Annotated in this window: 19 protein-coding genes; 5 read left to right on the top strand and 14 right to left on the bottom strand. The window is 65.0% G+C overall.

Translation table 11 applies throughout. From position 1 onward, the window contains the following. The first annotated feature begins 36 nt into the window (after positions 1-36). A complete protein-coding gene (locus QQL87_RS31055) occupies positions 37-342 on the top strand; it encodes a hypothetical protein (protein WP_284422962.1) in 306 nt (101 codons plus the stop codon). 9 nt (positions 343-351) lie between these two features. After that, entirely contained in the window at positions 352-1041 is a 690-nt protein-coding gene (locus tag QQL87_RS31060; protein WP_284422961.1) for a hypothetical protein, read from the top strand. Between the two features lie 23 nt (positions 1042-1064). Here the strand turns inward: QQL87_RS31060 and QQL87_RS31065 are convergent, their stop codons facing one another. The 6 genes from QQL87_RS31065 to QQL87_RS31090 all read right to left on the bottom strand — a co-directional run bounded on the left by QQL87_RS31065 (position 1065) and on the right by QQL87_RS31090 (position 8500). Next, positions 1065-1457 (bottom strand): hypothetical protein, encoded by a 393-nt coding sequence (locus QQL87_RS31065; protein WP_284422960.1) that lies wholly within the window; start codon positions 1455-1457, stop codon positions 1065-1067. A 174-nt stretch (positions 1458-1631) separates the two neighbouring features. Continuing rightward, positions 1632-2456, bottom strand: coding sequence for a CarD family transcriptional regulator (locus tag QQL87_RS31070; RefSeq protein WP_284422959.1), 825 nt, complete (start codon positions 2454-2456; stop codon positions 1632-1634). 501 nt (positions 2457-2957) lie between these two features. Then, positions 2958-3296 carry a ferredoxin FdxA gene (gene fdxA, locus QQL87_RS31075; protein ID WP_284422958.1) on the bottom strand — a complete coding sequence of 113 codons (339 nt, stop codon included), beginning with the start codon at positions 3294-3296 and terminating at the stop codon, positions 2958-2960. Between the two features lie 114 nt (positions 3297-3410). Continuing rightward, a complete protein-coding gene (locus QQL87_RS31080) occupies positions 3411-3719 on the bottom strand; it encodes an RNA-binding S4 domain-containing protein (RefSeq protein ID WP_284422984.1) in 309 nt (102 codons plus the stop codon). Continuing rightward, positions 3716-7240: a helicase-related protein gene (locus QQL87_RS31085; protein WP_284422957.1), complete on the bottom strand. Its 3525-nt coding sequence runs from the start codon at positions 7238-7240 to the stop codon at positions 3716-3718. Before QQL87_RS31085 ends, QQL87_RS31080 begins: the two co-directional genes overlap by 4 nt. 450 nt (positions 7241-7690) lie before the next feature. Next, positions 7691-8500 carry a DUF3108 domain-containing protein gene (locus QQL87_RS31090; protein ID WP_502871239.1) on the bottom strand — a complete coding sequence of 270 codons (810 nt, stop codon included), beginning with the start codon at positions 8498-8500 and terminating at the stop codon, positions 7691-7693. A gap of 584 nt (positions 8501-9084) precedes the next feature. Here QQL87_RS31090 and rpmB point away from each other — a divergent pair. Further along, positions 9085-9393 (top strand): 50S ribosomal protein L28, encoded by a 309-nt coding sequence (gene rpmB / locus QQL87_RS31095; RefSeq protein ID WP_284422956.1) that lies wholly within the window; start codon positions 9085-9087, stop codon positions 9391-9393. Between the two features lie 381 nt (positions 9394-9774). Beyond that, on the top strand, positions 9775-11037 hold the full coding sequence (locus QQL87_RS31100) for a T6SS phospholipase effector Tle1-like catalytic domain-containing protein (protein ID WP_284422955.1): 1263 nt from the start codon (positions 9775-9777) through the stop codon (positions 11035-11037). 76 nt (positions 11038-11113) lie between these two features. Here QQL87_RS31100 and QQL87_RS31105 read toward each other — a convergent pair whose 3' ends face one another. The 3 genes from QQL87_RS31105 to QQL87_RS31115 form a co-directional block, all read right to left on the bottom strand. Continuing rightward, positions 11114-11362, bottom strand: coding sequence for a hypothetical protein (locus QQL87_RS31105; protein WP_284422954.1), 249 nt, complete (start codon positions 11360-11362; stop codon positions 11114-11116). Between the two features lie 86 nt (positions 11363-11448). Further along, entirely contained in the window at positions 11449-11691 is a 243-nt protein-coding gene (locus tag QQL87_RS31110; RefSeq protein ID WP_284422953.1) for a transcriptional regulator, read from the bottom strand. 145 nt (positions 11692-11836) lie between these two features. Beyond that, positions 11837-12043 (bottom strand): cold-shock protein, encoded by a 207-nt coding sequence (locus QQL87_RS31115; RefSeq protein WP_284422952.1) that lies wholly within the window; start codon positions 12041-12043, stop codon positions 11837-11839. Between the two features lie 436 nt (positions 12044-12479). On the opposite strand from QQL87_RS31115, the gene rpsU reads away from it, so the two are divergent. Beyond that, entirely contained in the window at positions 12480-12803 is a 324-nt protein-coding gene (rpsU, locus tag QQL87_RS31120) for a 30S ribosomal protein S21 (protein WP_284422951.1), read from the top strand. Between the two features lie 71 nt (positions 12804-12874). On the opposite strand, the gene QQL87_RS31125 is transcribed toward rpsU, so the two are convergent. The 5 genes from QQL87_RS31125 to QQL87_RS31145 form a co-directional block, all read right to left on the bottom strand. Beyond that, a complete protein-coding gene (locus QQL87_RS31125) occupies positions 12875-13063 on the bottom strand; it encodes a hypothetical protein (protein ID WP_284422982.1) in 189 nt (62 codons plus the stop codon). Positions 13064-13345: 282 nt separating this feature from the next. After that, positions 13346-14956: an ABC transporter ATP-binding protein gene (locus QQL87_RS31130; RefSeq protein ID WP_284422950.1), complete on the bottom strand. Its 1611-nt coding sequence runs from the start codon at positions 14954-14956 to the stop codon at positions 13346-13348. A gap of 141 nt (positions 14957-15097) precedes the next feature. After that, positions 15098-15937 (bottom strand): ABC transporter permease, encoded by an 840-nt coding sequence (locus tag QQL87_RS31135; RefSeq protein WP_284422949.1) that lies wholly within the window; start codon positions 15935-15937, stop codon positions 15098-15100. Continuing rightward, a complete protein-coding gene (locus QQL87_RS31140) occupies positions 15934-16905 on the bottom strand; it encodes an ABC transporter permease (protein WP_284422948.1) in 972 nt (323 codons plus the stop codon). The genes QQL87_RS31135 and QQL87_RS31140 overlap by 4 nt, the downstream gene beginning before the upstream one ends. Positions 16906-16986: 81 nt before the next feature. Next, the gene (locus QQL87_RS31145) at positions 16987-18534 is read right to left on the bottom strand and encodes an ABC transporter substrate-binding protein (protein WP_284422947.1); all 1548 of its coding nucleotides are present in this window, start codon (positions 18532-18534) and stop codon (positions 16987-16989) included. Between the last annotated feature and the right edge of the window lie 189 nt (positions 18535-18723).

Genomic DNA, 18723 nt, shown 5'->3' on the forward strand with positions numbered 1-18723 from the left:
TGGCGCCTGAGCGGCCGCTCTGCAAAGCTCCGCATCATGGTTGCCCGCACCCCAGCCGACCTCTTCCTGTTGTCCCTGTTCGACCGCGAGCAATGGTGCCCGGTGCTGCAGGCCCGATTTGCGGTCACCGATCGCCCCCAGCTTTGCGCCCTGCTCGGCACCACTGACGAGGCTGACCTCGATCGGAAGATCTTCCATCTCGATGATTCCGAGGCGATGAGGCTATGCAGCGCGTTCGGGATCAGTCTCGACTGGGCCGCCCTCGACGTCCCCGACCGCGAGTTCATCGTCGACCGCGTTCATCCCATCCAGGCCGCCCCTTACCTGATCCATACCGGCTAAGAGCTGCCGTTGCTGCTCGACGGCCGCAAGAAGCTGGCACGTTTCACAGAGCCTTATCCGCCGATGAGCTTCCCGGGCGAGGAGCGGTTCGATGAATGGGTGGCGGCCGGCCGGCTGCACAAGGAAGTCGAGCAGGAGCCATTTGGCGACGGAATGACTCACTCGCGCGTCTGGCAGGGCACCAGGCGCGTCTACTTCACGGCCAAGGGCGAGGAGTGGCGTGTTCCGGCGATGAAGCTGATCGGGGACGCTGCGCTCAAGTCCCATGGCGGCTGGAACGAACATTTCGAACGGCTGGAAGGCATGCTGTTCGGCTATGAGGACTGGCAGAACGACTGGTGGATCGAGCGAGGACTGCGCGGCGGCGGCTTCGGCGGCATGCCGCACTGCTGTGCCGTCACGGATCAAGGGTTGTCCTGGATCAAGCAGGCGGGATACCGGGCGCTACCTCCGATCGCAGAGCTTGAGCTCGTTCTCGATGATTATGATCCTCGGCGGCCGCGCGACGAGCAGATGTCCCGGCTCGAACGGACCGACGCCGTGGCACTGGCGGTCTTCAGCGTCGATTGGCGCGCCTTGGCGCTCTGGGGCACGGAGGCGGGACCACATCGCCTCCCCGCATCGCGCATTCCCGAGCTGAACCGGTTGCTGCTGCGGCCGATCACGATCGAGGTGGTGCGTGCCGAGACCGAGGGCTGATCTCGCGCCTCTCCGCGGGCCGCTCAGTTCGGCCAGCCGGGCGGCGGCGACCGTGCAGACTGCATCCCTGGGAACAGCGGCTCCCGGCGCTCAATGCAAGCGATCATCTGCCTGAGACGCGCCAATTCATCGGGATCGCAGTCCTGGCCACGCCGCGCAACGAAGTCGGCGAGGCGCTGAAGCAGGTCCTGCTCCTCGCGACTGCCTGTGGTCAGGAGCCGCGGATGCGGGGTGAACCCACCGTCCTCATGGAGGAAAAGCTCACGGTGATGCATTCCGTCGGCATCGGGCATTGCCGAGCGTTGCAGCCACAGCGCCATCAGGCGACCGTCCTTCGTCGCGAAACGCGCTTCGTAGGACCCGCCATCGCGGAAGACGTCGACTGACATCAGTCTGGCCAGCGCATCTGATGACATCACGGGCTCCTGACATCGGCATGGAGTGGAAAGCCCGCCGCGATAGCGGCGTATCTCGCTGAGCGCTACTCGGCAGGCTCCATGCCGTGCGATTGCAGTCAACCCCAAACAAAAAGCCCGACCTCGCGGCCGGGCTCTCGTAAGCAACTAATTGGAAAACGAGCTAACGGTCGATCAGGCAGCTTCATCCGCCACGGCGGTGTCGTCGCCGTCGATGTCATCGCCCTCGGCGTCGGCCTCACCCTCGGCGACCGCATCGGCCTCGGTCTTGGCACCGCGGCGCGGGCTCTTGGCGAGCTGCGTCTCGATCTCCTTGACGGCCTCGGTCTCGGTCGAGTGCTGCACCACCGCGATCTCGCGCGACAGCCGGTCGAGCGCCGCTTCGTAGAGCTGGCGTTCGCTGTAGGACTGCTCCGGCTGCGACTCCGAGCGGTAGAGATCGCGCACGACCTCGGCGATCGCAACGATGTCGCCCGAATTGATCTTCGCTTCGTATTCCTGGGCGCGGCGCGACCACATCGTGCGCTTGACGCGGGCACGGCCCTTCAGGGTCTCCAGCGCCTTCTTGACCAGCGCCGGGTCGGACAGCTTGCGCATGCCGACATTGGCGACCTTGGCGGTCGGCACGCGCAGCGTCATCTTGTCCTTGATGAAGTTGATGACGAACAGCTCGAGCTTGGCACCCGCGATCTCCTGCTCCTCGATGGCCAGGATCTGGCCGACGCCGTGAGCCGGGTAGACGACGAATTCATTGGTCTTGAAGCCCTGGCGCTGGGTCGGCAGCTTCTTCTCCTCGACGCGCGGCGCGGCCGCGGCGGGAGCAGCCGGCTTGGCGGCAGGAGCCGCAGCCGCAGGGAGGGCCGTCTTGGTGGCCTTCGGCGCAGCCGCCGCCTTGGCAGTCACGGTCTTCGCAACAGAGTCCTTGGCAACCGAGTCCTTTGCAAGAGTGGTCTTCGCGGCGGATGCTTTCGCGGCAGTCTTGGCAGTCTTTTCAGGCATTGCGCTTCTTTTGTTCTTGGTGGACTTGGCAGCCGAGGCCTTTGCGGCAGCCCGAATCTCCTTTACAGGAGCCCGAGCACGGCCCTTCGAAACGCTGCGGCTCGCCGCGGCGGCTTTTTTTGTACTCTTGGAAGCACTCTTTTTACGCGTTTTCTGTGACACAGCCTGCGCGCGGAACTGCCACGCCCCTGTTTTGATGTTGCGGGAACCTAAAAGGGCGGCCAACAAAATCGACGCATGGCCGGGTTCGGCTCTGAGAATGTGCTATATATAGCACATTTCCCGCAAAAATCAATTATTTAGAGGCTCCAGGGGCGGTATTGTGACGGATCCGCGAAGTTAGGGTTAAGTGAAGCGTGCCAGAATCGAACACTCCCGCGGAGTTCGTTTCTGCATCGCAACAATTGGCCTAGGCCATTGTTTCCGCGCGGCGATTTCAGTCGCCGGGGTGTATGCATCAACCCCGCCGGCGGTGGCTCGGCGGGGGTCGCAGCGGATCCCTCAGTCGCCGGCGCCGGCCTTAGACGAAAAATATTTGTCGAATTTTCCGTCCTCGCCGTCATGCTCCTTGGCGTCGGCGGGCGGATCCTTCTTCTGGGTGATGTTGGGCCAGGACTTGGCGTATTCGGCGTTGACGCCGAGCCACTTCTCGAGCCCCGGCTCGGTGTCGGGCTTGATCGCGTCGGCCGGGCACTCGGGTTCGCACACGCCGCAATCAATGCATTCGTCCGGATGAATGACGAGCATGTTGTCGCCCTCGTAGAAGCAGTCTACCGGGCAGACCTCAACGCAATCGGTGTATTTGCATTTGATGCAGTTTTCGGTGACGACGTAAGTCATCCAGGGCTCCGGAACGGATCAATAAATCGGCAGGCCTGCACTAGCGCAGGACGTGGTGTGTCGCAAGTCGAGCGGGGCGAAGAACTGAAGCGGAGTTGCGCCTGCGCCACCTGCTCAGCTTCGTCCGCCGCCATCGAGATCATCATACAGTCCGCGCGCTGAGGCAGCGTCGCCACGGCGTTCGGCAAACCCCGTTACCTTGAGCACACGCACGCTGCGATCGAGCGCGATGGTCAGCACGTCGCCGGTCTTCACGCCATGTCCCGGCGAGGTCTCACGCACGCCGTTGACGCGGACGTGGCCGGACGAGACCAGCGCCGCGGCGCTGGTGCGGGCCTTGACCACCCGCGCATGCCACAGCCATTTATCGAGACGCTGGCGCTCTGACGGGGTGTCGGACGTGGGCGTTGTCCTTCCGGTCAGTCCTTGCGGTTGTTGGCCGCGAGCTGCTCCTTGAGCGCCGCCAGCTTGGCGAACGGCGAATTCGGATCGACCGGCCGGTCACGATCGCGACCGCCGCCGCTCGACGCGTAGGGCCGCAGCGCCGGGCCGCTGTCGCGCTTGTCGCGACCACCCTTGCCGAAGTCGCGGCCGCCGCGCCCTTCGCGGTCGCCGCCGAACTTGCCGCCCTTGTTGCGATCGCGGTTCTGGTCGCGCCCCTTGTTGGCGTCGTTGTCGCGGCGCGGGCCGCGATCCTCGCGCGCCGGCGGCGCAGCCGCGGCCGGAGCCTCGCCACCTTCCCGCGGCGGGCCCTTGCGGAAGTCCTTGCCGAACTCCTTCATCCGGTCACGACGGCCATGGCCGCGATGATGACGCTCGCGTGCCTCGCCCTCGGCTGGCGCGGCGGTTGCGGCACCCTGCTCGCCAGCGGCAGCCTGACCGCGCTCCTGCTGCGGACGATGCTGCCGGTTGCGCTGATGGTGCTCGTGTCGGGGACGACGCTCCTCTGAACGTCCACCGGGCCGCCAGACCTCGACCAGAACCGGCTCCGCCGCCGGCGCGGCTTCGGCCGGCTCGGCAGCGACGACCTCAGAAGAAACGACCTCAGAAGAAACGGCCTCGGAAGAGACCGCCTCGGCCGTCGTTTCGACAACCGCAGCAGCGTCCGGCTCGGCCTCCGCAGCCTCGGGCTGGGGCGCGTCCGCAGCGACGGATTCGGCGGCGACGGGCTCCGCGGCCTCGGCATGATCGGGCTCTCCGGCCGTCTCCACGACGGGCGTGATCTCGGCCGAGGTCGGCGTCACGAAATCGACGGTCGGCAACGACGCCAGGGTCGACGCCGGCTCGGTCACCGCCTCCGGCGCGGCGACGATCTGCTCGGTCACCGGCGCAACGGCCGCTTCCGCAACCGTCGGAACCTGCTCGCTGCCGTCGGACTCGGCGGGCTGCGCCGGGGCAGCTTCTTCAGCCGGGGCGACGTCCGACACTGCGTCGACGGGCTTCTCCACCGGCTTGGGCGCCAGCGGCGGCCGCTTCTCCATGCGGTAGCCAAGCGCGCGCAGAATCGAGGCGAAATCCTCGCCGGCCGAGCCGGTCAGCGAGGTCATCGCCTGCGTCACCACGAAGCCGCGGCCATCGAAGGCACCGGCCGGCTTGTCGCCTTGCGCGTTCTCGCGCCAGGCCAAAGCGGGACGAATCAGATCGGCCAGCCGCTCCAGGATATCGACGCGCACCGCGCGCTCGCCCGCCTGCTTGTAGCCGAGCACACGATAGGCATCGCGCGGCAGCACCTTGTCGACCGGGAACGAGGTCCGGCCCGAGCTCGCCAGATGCTGCGCGCCGGTCAGCGCCGACATGTCGACATTGCCCTGCTTCTCCGCCCACAGCAGCGCCGCGAGCGCACGCGCGGCAGGCTTGAGCAGCGCCGGGACGTAGATGTGATAGGCACCGAACCGCACGCCATATTTGCGCAAGGTCGCGCGCGACGGCTGGTCGAGATCCTTCATCTCGTTGGCGATCTTAGCGCGCTCGATGACGCCGAGCGCCTCTACCAGCTGGAAGGCGATGCCGCGCGCAATGCCGGTGATGTCCTCGGCCTTGGACAATTCGAACAGCGGCCCGAGCAGCTTCTCGATATGGGTCTTCAGCCACAGATCGAGCCGGGCCTGCACCTTGTCGCGCGCCGCACCGGTCAGCCGCTCATCGGCAATGATGCGCAGGCGCGGGTGCAGGGCGTCGTCGGCGGCGACCAGCTTGGCGACGGCGTCGCCGGTCCAGCGCACCGTGCCGTCGGCGGTCAGCACGATGTGCTCGTCGGGCGCATTGGACAGCTTCTCGGCGCGCGCCTCGATCTCGCCGGCCAGGGCTTTCTGGGCAGCAGCCTGCAAGGCCTTGGCCTCGGAGCCGGCTTCGGCGGCGTCGGGCGCAAAGGTGAATCCGTCCAGGCGGCCGATCGCGTGCCCTTCAACGATCACTTCGCCGGTCTTGCCGATTTCCGTATTCAAAACACTGTTCTCCCGCAGGCGCCGCATCAATACACTGGTACGACGATCAACGAAACGCTCCGTGAGCCGTTCATGAAGGGCGTCTGACAATTTATTTTCGAGTTCGCGGGTAATCCCCTGCCAATGGTCGGGATCACGCAGCCAATCTGGCCGGTTGGCCACGAAGGTCCAGGTGCGAATCTGTGCAATCCGCCCCGACAGCGTGTCGATATCGCCGTCGACGCGGTCGGCCTGATCGATCTGGGCCGCATACCAGGCGTCCGGGATCCGTCCCTTCTGCATCAGGAAGCCGAACACGGTGGTCACGAGCTCGGCGTGCGCCGCCGGCGACAGCCGGCGATAGTCCGGAATCTGGCAGGTTTCCCATAGACGCTCGACGGCGGCGGCGCCATGCGCCATGTCGCGCACCTCGGCGTCGCGCGCCGCGTGGTCGAGCACGCGCAGATCCTCCGCGATCGGCGCGCGCGTCAGCACCTCGTGCCCCGGCGTCAGCGCCAGCGACACTTGCAGCGCGCTCAGCGACGCGAAATCCAGCTTCGAATTGCGCCATTGCAGCATCTTCACGCTGTCGAAGGTGTGGTTCTGCAGCGCGTTGACGAGCTCGGGCTCGAACGGCCCACAACGCCCGGTGGTGCCGAAGGTGCCATTGCGCGTTGCGCGGCCCGCCCGGCCCGCGATCTGGGCGAATTCCGACGGCGTCAGCCGACGGAACTGATAGCCGTCATATTTGCGGTCGGACGCGAACGCGACGTGGTCGACGTCGAGATTGAGGCCCATGCCGATGGCGTCGGTGGCGACGAGATAATCGACGTCGCCGTTCTGGAACATCGCCACCTGCGCGTTGCGGGTGCGTGGCGACAGCGAGCCGAGCACGACGGCGGCGCCGCCATGCTGGCGGCGGATCAATTCTGCGATCGCGTAGACCTCGTCGGCAGAAAACGCGACGATTGCGGTTCGGCGCGGCTGCCGCGTGATCTTGCGGTCGCCCGCGAATTCGAGCTGCGACAGCCGCGGCCGCGTCACCATCGAGGCGCCCGGCAGCAGACGCTCGATGATCGGGCGCATCGTGGCCGCGCCGAGCAGCAGCGTTTCGTCACGCCCGCGCCGGTTCAGGATGCGGTCGGTGAAGACGTGGCCGCGCTCGAGGTCGGACGCGATCTGGATCTCGTCGACGGCGAGGAAGGACACGTCGAGATCTCGCGGCATCGCCTCGACGGTGGAGACCCAATAGCGCGGATTCTTCGGCTTGATCTTCTCCTCGCCGGTGATCAGCGCGACGGCGTCGCTGCCGACCCGATCGGCGATCTTGTTATAGACCTCGCGCGCAAGCAGCCGGAGCGGCAGGCCGATGATTCCCGACGAATGCGCGAGCATGCGCTCGATCGCCAGATGGGTCTTGCCGGTGTTGGTGGGACCGAGCACGGCGGTGACGCCGCTTCCAGGAGCACGGTCGGACGTGCGCTCGAAGGGCGAGGCAGCCGAAGAAGACGAAAAAGCCATTCGTTAAATTGGGTCTCGATGCCGGCGTTGCAGGCGCGCGGGTCAGGCGCGATGGATGCTGGATTTATCGTCTTTCACAGAGGCTGCGATCCTCACACTGTGTCACATTGCTACGCATATAGGGACGCAGCTTAAGCTTCGGAACGCCTTGAGAACGAATCACGAAGGAATCGCTGACTCCATCGTCTTTCCGGCTTCGTTCACCGCAACATCTCGCGCCGCGCGATCAAGGCAGCACTAGATCAAGTTTTCACGGTCTCGACAAGCAACGCTTTTGCGACGGAACCGGCGCTGCTTTTGCCTGCCCCTGAGTCGAATCAGAATCGGTGAAGAGTCAAACGGATTCACGCGAGCCATCGTCCAGGCCGCGCGCCACATCAAAGGTGATGGCTGTCCGGACGGCCTCGGAATGACGGCGCCCGCCGGACGACGAGGAGATGCCGCCGCGCGCTACTGCGTCTTCGCGACGTGCGGCGAGGCCTGGGTGATGAAGGAGGTCGCCTCGAGCATCGCCGTGCCGAAAGAGGTCGGAATCACGACCCGGAACGGCACCAGGATGCGCGTACCCGCGAGCGGCACGAAGAAGATCTCCATGTTGCGCGCCTGGGTGAGATATTTGATCACCGGCCGATCCGGGATGTAGCCCGCGACCGGCGTGAAATAGACCGCGCAGACCAGCGCGGGGCCGCGATAGCCCTTGTCCGCCTTGACGTTCTCCATGCGCTTGTAGTCGAGCTTCAGCTCATAGCGCATCCGGCCGTCGAACACCGGCGCAGCACCGCGGCAGGAGTCCGGCGACAGCAGCTCGCCGTTGCCCGGCACCCGCACCAGCGACGCGGTCATCGGATCGAGCACGCCGCGCTTGTGCGCGTCCGTCACCGGAATGCGGTCCGGATCGACCGGCGGGGTCGGCTCGATGGCAAAATCCTTCACATTGCCGTTCAGCAGATTGATGCGGATCTGCTCGGATTTCTTTCCCGTGGTGGTCGAGGCCTGGTAGCTCTGGCCGACCAGCACGCCGTTGACGACGCGCCCCTGCACGGAGCCGGTGCCCGACCCTTGCGAGAAGCTCTTGAGCAAGCCGGCCGTGCCGCCCTGCGCGGAGGCGCCATATTGATCGTCGCCGATCTCGATCGCCCAGGTGCCTCTGCCCACCGGAATACCCGCCAACGACGCCTCATACTGGGCGTCGAGCCGCGCCTGAGCCTGGGCACTCTGCGCCAGCAGCAGCAGGCCGAGGGCCGTCCCGGCCGCGACCAGGCGACGGGACACGAAGGTTGGAACCGAAATGATGGTCACGTGAGGGTTGATCCTGCCGATCCGCCTGCCTGAACGCCGGAGCAATCCGGCGCGCCGTCCTCGTTACTTAAGCCAAAAACGCCCTCGAACAACGCGAACCGTCCGATAATGACGGCTTGTCCAGCGCTTTGCGCCGGGACGATGCCCCGAGACAGCCATCCGAAACCGCGCCGGGGCCCCGTGTGACCCCAATCGGACCGCGTCAGCCTGCCGCCATTCTGGCCTCCGCGGCTGTACGCAGGACACCATCCATCACGCCCGAATACGCCCTTTATATGGTCTAAGCTTCCTGCTATACCCTTGATTATACGCCGGCTTTTCTGCTGATCGGGCGTTGTGACCTGGTCCGCCCGCGGCCCCGGCCGCAAACACCCGCCATGGCCCGCCGATACACTGCGCAATTGCCGCGGTCCTCAAAACCTTGACGAAAAGCCGCATCCCCCCTATACGACCGCATCTCCCAGAGACGAGCTGGACGAGTTTGGACCCCCGCGGCACGCCGACAGGCGGACGAAGGGTGCGGGGATGAAAGAGGATTTATTGCCATGTCGCGGCGCTGTGAACTGACGGCCAAGGGCCCCCAGGTTGGCCACAAGGTCAGCCACTCGAACATCAAGACCAAGCGGCGCTTCCTGCCGAACCTGTGCAACGTGACCTTCATCTCGGATGTGCTCGGCCGGAACGTGCGCCTGCGCGTCTCGACCAACGCGCTCAAGAGCGTTGACCACAATGGTGGTCTCGACGCCTACCTGATCAAGGCCAATGCCGCGGTGCTGTCGCCGCGCGCGCTCGAACTGAAACGCGCGATCGAGAAGAAGGCGGCCGACGCCGCCCCGGTTGCCAAGGCCAGCTGATCTTAGAGGCCAGCTGAGCCTGGAGGCGGGCTGAGCCTCAAGGCAATGACCCAAGCCTGGCGCATGGCGCAGGGCTTGATGCGCAAGAGATCACAGAACGGCCGGATCGCGAGGTCCGGCCGTTTCGTATTTGGCCCTGATGTGGCCGCTCGGAGCGTGCAGCCTCGTGCACAATCCGCCCGTTCTCGCTGACGGCGCCCCACACCACGGACGATATCCGACAAGGTGCCGCGCCAGCGACCAGGAATGCCCGCGGGCGAAACATCCGCGACAACGCGGCAAGAGCGACTGAGACGAAGTGCCAGGGAGAACCGATCTCCCCATCGCCAGCCGGATGCTCTACACTCGCTGCGGTAGCATTATCTCGGACATTCCTTTGCCATGAAAAATATTGTCATCTGCTGCGACGGCACCGGCAACGAGATCAGCGAGAACATCTCGAACGTCCTCAAGCTTTATCGCTGCCTGCGCAAGACCGACAAGACGACGCCGCATCAGGCGGTGTTCTACGATCCCGGCGTCGGCACCTTGACGCAGCCCGACAGCTGGCACCGCTTCAAGACGAACTTCAACCTCGTGCTCGGGCTCGCGACCGGCTACGGGCTCGACGACAATGTCATCAACGCCTACTGCTTCCTGGCCACGCATTATCAGGACGGCGACCGCATCTTTCTGTTTGGCTTCTCGCGCGGCGCCTACACCGTGCGCGTGCTCGCTGGCCTGATTCATAAGGTCGGGCTGATCTCGCCGGATCAGGTCAATCTGGCCGGCTCGGGCGTGATCGCCTACAAGACATACTCCTCCGACAATCCGAAGGCCGGGCGCGGCGTCACGACCGAGCAGGAGAGCACCGAGGAGGAAGGCCCGATTCCGGAAAGCCGCGACGATCAGGCCGCGCAGTTCGCGCGCATCACTTCGACGCGCTGGCCGACCATCCATTTCGTCGGCGTATGGGACACGGTGGCGAGCGTGATCGTGCCGCGCACCGATCGGCTGTTCGCACTGCCGAGCCTCGAGGAGCTCGCCTTCACCATCCAGAATCCGAGCGTGAGGATCTTCCGCCAGGCGGCGGCGATGGACGAGCGACGCTGCATGTTCCGGCTGAAGGCGTGGGACATGCCGCAGACCTTCACGCCGAACCGCTTCAACAAGGCGAAGGCCGGGCCGCAGGATTCAAAGCAGGTCTGGTTCGCCGGCGTGCACTCCGACGTCGGCGGCGGCTATCCCGAGCTACAGTCGGCCGCCTCGAAATATCCGCTGCTGTGGATGATCGACGAGGCCGTCGAGGCCGGGCTGGCGGTCAATCCGCGCACGGTCAACCAGCTGGCCTGGGGCGTCCAGCGCAAGAACAGCCCGTTCTCCTATGTGGCGCCGAGCATCCAGGGTCCGCTGCACAATTCGATGACACCGGCCTGGCGGCTGCTGGAATTTCTGCCGAAGAGCGCGACGTACAAGGAGTGGCCGGAGCGCAAGGTGCATTTCGGCGTCTACATTCCGAATTGCGAGCCCCGCTTCATCCCCGATGGCGCCTTCATCCATGAGAGCGTGCTGATGCGGATCGCGGAATCGAAGGACTACCGGCCGGTCAATCTGCCGCTGACCTATGAGCGCGTGCCGCTGCCTGTCAAGCAGAGGACGGAATAGCAGCGCCGACGCATCCGACGATCGCCGCCGGCAAGCCCGCGCGCCCGGTCGCAAAGCGTTGGGATCAGTGGCGCCGTCAGATCATCGTCAGATGAATGATGCCGTCCGTGACCTCCCCGCGGGCGAACAGCTCGCGAGCGCGCTGCTCGAACGCGGTTCGATTTCTTTGCAGGTAGGCGAACGCCTGATTGCGGGTGCCGAAGCTCGTCTCGAGCTGGCAGACTTGGCGGGTGGCGCCGATCGCGAGCGCAAACACGATCATCTTGCCTCCCTGCCCGGCATCGTCTCTTGCAATACGCACGTCTGTCGCGACGGATTTGGCCACGTCAGCCTCCTCGGCAGGAAGGTGGAACCTGTACGCGGAACAACACGAGTCGGCAGCGATCGAACGTCCTCGCTGCAATGATCAGGCTATCGGGCAACCTTCTTGCGCTTTTTTGCGGCGGGCGCAGCCGGGGCATCGGCGGCGGCCTTGGCGTCCTCGGCCTGCTTGGCGAGCCTGAGAGCGCGCAGCCGCTCCATGTTCTTGCGGATGGCAACGGCGCGCTGATCGGACTCGGCCATCGCCTTGGCGCCTTCCTCGGCGGCACTTTGCCGTCGTTGCGCGCGCGCGACACTTTCAGCCGAAGGCACCAATGCTCGCTTCGTTGCCATCGACCAATCCCTTCTCAAGAACTACAAGCCGTAGCTCAAACACGAACAGCCCGCTCAATCATGAGATCGAGCGGGCAGACCAGCCATTTCAGTACATCCGTGAAATGGCCTCATGCGATCAGATCAGCGCGATCGGATCAGACGATCAAACCAGCGAGAGATTTTCCGCGCTGGTCTTGCCGCGCATCTTGTCGGTCTTGACTTCGTAATTGACCTTCTGGCCCTCGGCCAGACCGGCCAGACCCGCGCGCTCAACGGCGCTGATGTGAACGAACACATCGCTGCCGCCGTCCTGCGGCTGAATGAAACCGAAGCCCTTCTGGCCGTTGAACCACTTCACGGTACCCTGCATGTCTCTTCTCCAAAGCATTCATCGCGCGAACACCGCGCGATCTCATTCAACTGAGCGATGTCTTTGGAAATAGCCCACGGGCACATTCAGAAAGGCACAGCGGCTAATCGAACACCGCCAAGGTAGAGACTTTCCGGGGGATTACAAGGCCGCGCGCCAAATATAGTTTGCGGACGATGATGCTACCGGCCAACGCGCTGGCAATATCGGCATTTCGCGCCTATCTTTACGGGACCATCGGTAACGACCCGGCCATCGATGGCTGAGAGACACCTCGTGCTCCCGCCTTCCCACGAAGGGGATCACCATGTCTCATGGCGTCGAGCTCAGCTTATTTCGTTGAACCCGCCTGTTGCACGTGACGCCTTCGCGCGCGCCGCGTCAATTTGGCTCGCCCACATAATTTCATCTTCAGATGAAGACAAGGAGGACGCTTTTGCAGGTTCTTGTTCGTGACAATGACGTCGACAAGGCGTTGCGCATCCTGAAACGGAAGATGCAGCGCGAGGGCGTCTTCCGCGAGATGAAGCGCCGCCGGTCCTATGAGAAGCCATCGGAGCGCAAGACGCGCGAGAAATCCGACGCGATCCGGCGCCAGCGCAAGGTCGCGCGCAAGCAGTTGATCCGCGAAGGACTGCTGCCGGCGCCAGTCAAGAAAGTGCCTGCAGCACGGCCCGGCGCCCTCCCCTCAACGACCTCACCGCGGACCGAGCGTGACCGACCGCAGGGCCAGCTGGCCACTGCAACGCCGCGCAGCTAAGCCAGGGAACTGAGAGGGAACTGAGCAGGGGCCGAAAGGCCCGGCGCGGTCGTCGTGAACGAAGCTGGCGCTCACGCCAGCTTTTTCGGCTGTTTGCCGTTGCAAACAGCCGCTTCGCGCGCCAAGCGTTCGGCCTTCAGCCGCTCACGGTTCTGATTGAACGCGTCCTGCGACTTTTCATAGTCAGTCGTCGTCGCCGCAGCCGGTTTGAAGACCTTGTTGGCTTCGAGCTCGGCGGTCGTTGGCCTTCGCTCTGACATGATGAGCTTCCTCATTAGAGTAGTTAACAGGGTAGTTAACGCTGCTGCGACATCCTGGCGAGACTGGCACAGGATCACCGCAATTCAATGACGGCCTCGGACCAGCCAGCCGCGATCTCGCTGTCAGCAGCGGACGCTGTCGGCACGGGCGCGGGACGATGTTCCCAGCGTCGTCGTCGAGGCGACATCGGTTATAATCGGAATACGCCGATTATGTTGCAAGCAATTTGTGTCGACGGGGCCGCACCTAGCCATCCCGAGCGCCGCCTGCGAATCATGACGTCAAGCCGGCAGCGGCTTCCGACCCGGTACGGCGGCGAGCAGCTCGCGCGTGTAGGAGTGTTCGGGGTTGGCGAACAGCGCCGCGGTCGGCTTCAGCTCGACGATCTCGCCCCTCTGCATCACCGCGATACGATCGCAGATCTGCGCCGCCACGCGCAAATCATGGGTGATGAACAGCATCGACAGGCCGAGCCGAGCCTTCAGGTCTTCCAGCAGGCGCAGCACCTGCGCCTGCACGGAGACGTCGAGCGCCGACACCGCCTCGTCGGCGACGATGATTTCGGGATCCAGCGCCAGCGCGCGGGCAATGCCGATGCGCTGGCGTTGCCCGCCCGAGAATTCATGCGGGTAGCGGCCGATGGCCCCCGCATCGAGCCCGACCAGACCCAACAACTCCTGCGCGCGCTTCAGCGCAGCCTCGAGCGGCGTGCCGCGCGCGGCCATGCCGTCGGCGATGATGCGGCCGACCTTGCGGCGCGGATTGAGCGAGGCGAACGGATCCTGGAAGATCATCTGGATACGATGCCGCTGCGCCCGCAGCGCGCGGCCGGACAGCCGCGTGAGATCGACGTCGCCAATCCGCACCGTACCGCGATCCGCTTCGATCAGACGCACCACCAGACGTGCGACTGATGACTTTCCCGAGCCGGATTCGCCGACGAGACCGAGCGTCTCGCCCTGGTGGATCGTGAAGTTCACCGCATGCGCGGCGCGCGTCGTCCGCTTCGGGCGGAACCAGCCGCTCGGGGTCACATAGGTCTTGTCGAGGCCAATCACCTCCACCGCCCGTGGCGCATCCTCGCGCGTCAGACGTGGCGGCGGATCGAACGACGGCACGGCCGCGAGCAGCGCCTTGGTGTAGTCGTGCTGCGGATGGCCGAGCACGGCCTCGGCCGCGCCCTCCTCCACCACCTTGCCGTGGCGCAGCACCACGACCTGATCGGCGATATCGGCGACGACGCCGAAATCATGGGTGATGAACATGACAGCCATGTTGTGGCTTTGCTGCAAATTGCGGATCAGCTTCAGGATCTGCGCCTGCGTGGTGACGTCGAGCGCGGTGGTCGGCTCGTCGGCAACGAGCACCGCGGGCTCGAGCGCGAGCGCCATCGCGATCATCGCGCGCTGGCGCTGGCCGCCGGAGAGCTGATGCGGATAGGCGCGGATGATGCGCTCGGGATCGGGCAGGCCGACCTCGCGCACCAGCGCCAGCGCCTTGGCGCGGCGCTCCCGCGGCGTCAGCAGGTCGTGCGCCTCGAACACCTCCATCAGCTGGTCGCCGATCCGCATCAACGGATTGAGCGCGGTCATCGGCTCCTGGAACACCATCGCGATGCGCCGCCCGCGCAGATCGCGCCAGCCATCTTCATCGACGGTGAGCAGGTCGCGGCCCTCGAAGCGGATCTCGCCGCTGTCGACCGTCACCGTGTCCGGCAGCAGGCCGAGCAGCGCATGCGCGCACATCGATTTTCCGGAGCCGGACTCGCCGACGACGCAGACGATCTTGCCGGCGGTGAGATCGAACGAGACGCCATCGACGGCATGTGCGCGCTCGGCGCCCTTGGGCAGGGCGATGCGGAGATTCCTGATGGCAACGACGGGATCAGACATGGCTCTGTGCCCGCCCAGTTCAGCGCCGCCGTAGGGTGGGCAAAGCGAAGCGTGCCCACCATCAGCAGACGAGGATGACAATCGGTGGGCACGGCGCGTTGCGCCTTTGCCCACCCTACGGAAGTCATGCTTCATCATCGCTCACCTGCCTTCGCGCGACAGACGCGGGTTGAGTGCGTCGTTCAATCCCTCGCCAATCAGATTGAGGCCGAGCACCGACAGCAGGATCGCGACGCCCGGGAACACCGTGATCCACCACGCCTGGCGGATGACGGTGCGGCCGGCGCCGACCATGTAGCCCCAGGAGATCAGATTGGGGTCGCCGAGGCCGAGGAACGACAGCGAGGATTCCAAGAGGATCGCGGTCGCGACCATCAGCGAGGCCAGCACAATGACCGGCGACAGCGCATTGGGCAGGATCTCGCGCCAGATGATCCAGGCGTTGCTCTGGCCGGTGACCATCGCCGCCTGGACGTATTCGCGGGTACGCAAGGACAGCACCTCGCCGCGCACCAGACGCGCCACCGGCGGCCAGCTGACGAGGCCGATGGCGGCGACGATGGAATAAATCGAAGGCTGCAGGATCGCCACCAGCACGATGGCCAGCGCGAAGCTCGGGATGGTCTGGAAGAACTCGGTGAAGCGCATCAAGGCGTCATCGACGCGGCCGCCGAAATAGCCGGCGATGGCGCCGAGCGGCACGCCGACGATCAATGCGACGAGCGTCGAGACCAGGCCGACCAGCAGCGAGACACGGGCTCCGAAGATCAGCCCGGCCAGGACGTCGCGTCCGAGCGCATCGGTGCCGAGCGGAACCTTCGCCAGCGTGAACGGCGGCACGAACGGCCGCTGCACCATGCGCCACGGCGAGTTGGGAAAATACAACGGCCCAGCCACGGCGATCACGATCGCCAGCACGAGAATGACCAGCCCGATGATTCCGCTCGGGCTGCGCAGCATGGTGCGCCAGAACTGCCTCATGAGGCGTACTCGATGCGCGGGTCGACCAGGCGATAGACGAGGTCGGTGACGAGATTGAAGATCAGCACCATGGCCGAGGACACCACGAACACGCCGAGCAGCAGATTGTAGTCGCGCTGGATCAGCGCGTCATACATCAGCCGGCCGATGCCCGGCCAGGCGAACACGGTCTCGGTCAACACGGCGCCGCCGACCAGCGTGCCGGCATGGACGCCGGCCAAGGTCACCACCGGCAGCAGCGCATTGCGCAGCACATGGCGGCGCTGGATGACGCCGTCGCGCAGGCCCTTGGCACGCGCGGTCTTGACGAAGTCGAGCCGCTTGACCTCGAGCATCGAGGCGCGGGTCATGCGGGTGTAGGTCGCCATGAAGAACAGGCCGAGCGTCGCGGCCGGCATCACCAGATGCGCGCCGACATCGAGCGCATGGCGCAAGCCGGTGTAGCCGGCGCCGACCGTCTCGTAGCCGAAGCTCGGCAGCCAGTCGGCCCAGACCGAGAACAGCAGGATCGCGATCAGCGCGATCCAGAACAGCGGCGTCGCATAGAAGATCAGCGCCAGCACCGTGATCGCCGTGTCGAGGATGGTGCCGGCAAAGCGCGCGGCCAGCACGCCGAACAGGATGCCGAGACCGAGCGAGATCGCGAACGCCGTGAGCGTCAGCAGCAGGGTCGCCGGCAGCCGCTCGGCGATCAGCTTGGCGACCGGCGCCTGCTGGCGGAAGGAGAAGCCGAGATCGAACGTCGCGATGCCCTTGACGTAGATGAGCAGCTGCTCCGGCAACGGGCGGTCGAGGCCGAACTTCTCGCGCAACTGGGCGACGAAGATCTGGTCGGAGGCGCCGGCTTCTCCGGCCATGACCACGGCAGGATCGCCCGGGGCCAGCCGGATCAGGAAGAAGTTCAGCACGATGATGGCAAGAAGGACGATGACGCCCTTCACGACGCGCTGGGCGATGAAGGAGAGCATGAAGGGCCCGTGGAGGTCAGCTGGGCAGGAGGGTGAGGCGCCGGAGCGCGGCACTTGTGGACCGCGCTCCGAACGACACCATCATTTGTCGAGCCAGGCGTCGCGAAAGCCGTCGTTCACGCCGATGCCGGTGGTGATGAGGTTCTTCACCTTGCACTTGGTGATGGTCGGGAACTGCAATTCGAGCAGCCAGGCCACGGGAACGTCCTCGACCAGGATCTTCTGCACCTTGTCGTAGGCTTCCTTGCGCTTGGCATCCGTCGGCGCCGTCGCGCCTTCGGCGAACAGCTTGTCGACCTCGGGGTTGGAATAGCCCTCGACATTGTTGAACAGCTGGCCCTTGGCGATCGCCGAGGTGATGTAGTTGCGGGAGACGCCGAGCGCCGGATCGCCATACTGGTAGAGATAGGTGAAGGCGATGTCGTAGTCCCATTCCATGATCTTCTGGTTGCCGCCGGGCACGTCGGTCGCGATCGTCTCGATCGTCATGCCGACGTCCTGCAGATTCTGCTTCACCGCCTCGCCCCAGCGCTGCCAGGTCTCGCCATAGGCCAGCGGCAGCATGCGGATCTTCTCGCCCTTGTAGCCGGCCTCCTTGAGCAGCGCCTTGGCCTTGGCCGGGTCGTAGGCATATTTCGGCACGTCGTCGCTGTAGAACTTGATGGTCGAGGCCGACGGACCGGTCGCGACCTTGCCGAGGCCGTTCCAGATTACGTCCTTGGCGAAGTCGCGATCGACGGCGTACATGATCGCCTGCCGTACCTTCTTGTTGGCCAGGATCGGATTGCGCAGGTTCAGCCACATCCAGGACAGCGGCGAGAAGAACTCCCAGCCGGCACCGGTGACGCAGGCGCCCGGCAGCTTGGACACCCGCGGAACGTCGAAATTCTCGATCGAGCCGCCGGGCAGCACGTCGACCTTGCCGGTCTCGAACGCCACCGAGCGCGCCGCCGCGTCGGGAATGATCTGCCAGTAGACCTCGTCGAGATAGGGCTTGCCCTTCTCGTGATAGTTCGGATTTTTCACCATCCGGATGAAGGAGCCCTTCTGCCATTCCTTGAACATGAAGGGGCCGGTGCCGATGGGCGCGTTGTTGTTCGGATTGGTCTTGTAGTCGGTGCCTTCATAGAGATGCTTCGGCACCATCGGCATCGAGCCGACCTCGAAGATGCCGATGAACGGACCGAACGGCTCTTTCAGCGTGAACACCACGGTGAGATCATCGGGCGCCTCGACCTTCTCGACCATCACGAGATTGTTGCGGGCGCGCGCGTGCGTCTGCTTCAGCATCTCGATCGAGAACAGCACGTCGGCCGAGGTGAACGGCTTGCCGTCATGCCAAGTCACGCCGGGCTTGAGCTTGAAGGTGTAGACCTTGGCATCCGGGCTGATGGTCCAGGATTCGGCCAGGCCGGGCAGCGGCTCAAGCTTCGGGCTGTAGCGCAGCAGGCCTTCGAAGATGTTGCCCGATACCATCTGTACCGGGCCGTTCTGGACCATCGCCAGCATCAGCCCGGGCGGCTCGGGCTGGATCACCGCATTCACCACCCCGCCGATTTTCGGCTCCTCCGCCTGCGCCGCGGACAATCCGCAGCCGACGACGATACCCAGCAACACCCGTTTCAACATGATGAACTTCCCAACTGTTTCGGCTCATCGCGATGCATCAAGCGCGCCAATATGCTGGAGAGCGTCATGCGGCGTTTCGATGCGGCGCCTGCCCAGGGTGCATGGGGCCGCCAGCCTGCTCCAACAGGTGTTCAGGCGAAAGCCTATGGCTCCCGGCTGGCAGACGCGGGACCGTGCGCCGATCCGAGG

The sequence above is a fragment of the Bradyrhizobium sp. SSBR45G genome, assembly GCF_030159255.1.
Classification (GTDB): domain Bacteria; phylum Pseudomonadota; class Alphaproteobacteria; order Rhizobiales; family Xanthobacteraceae; genus Bradyrhizobium.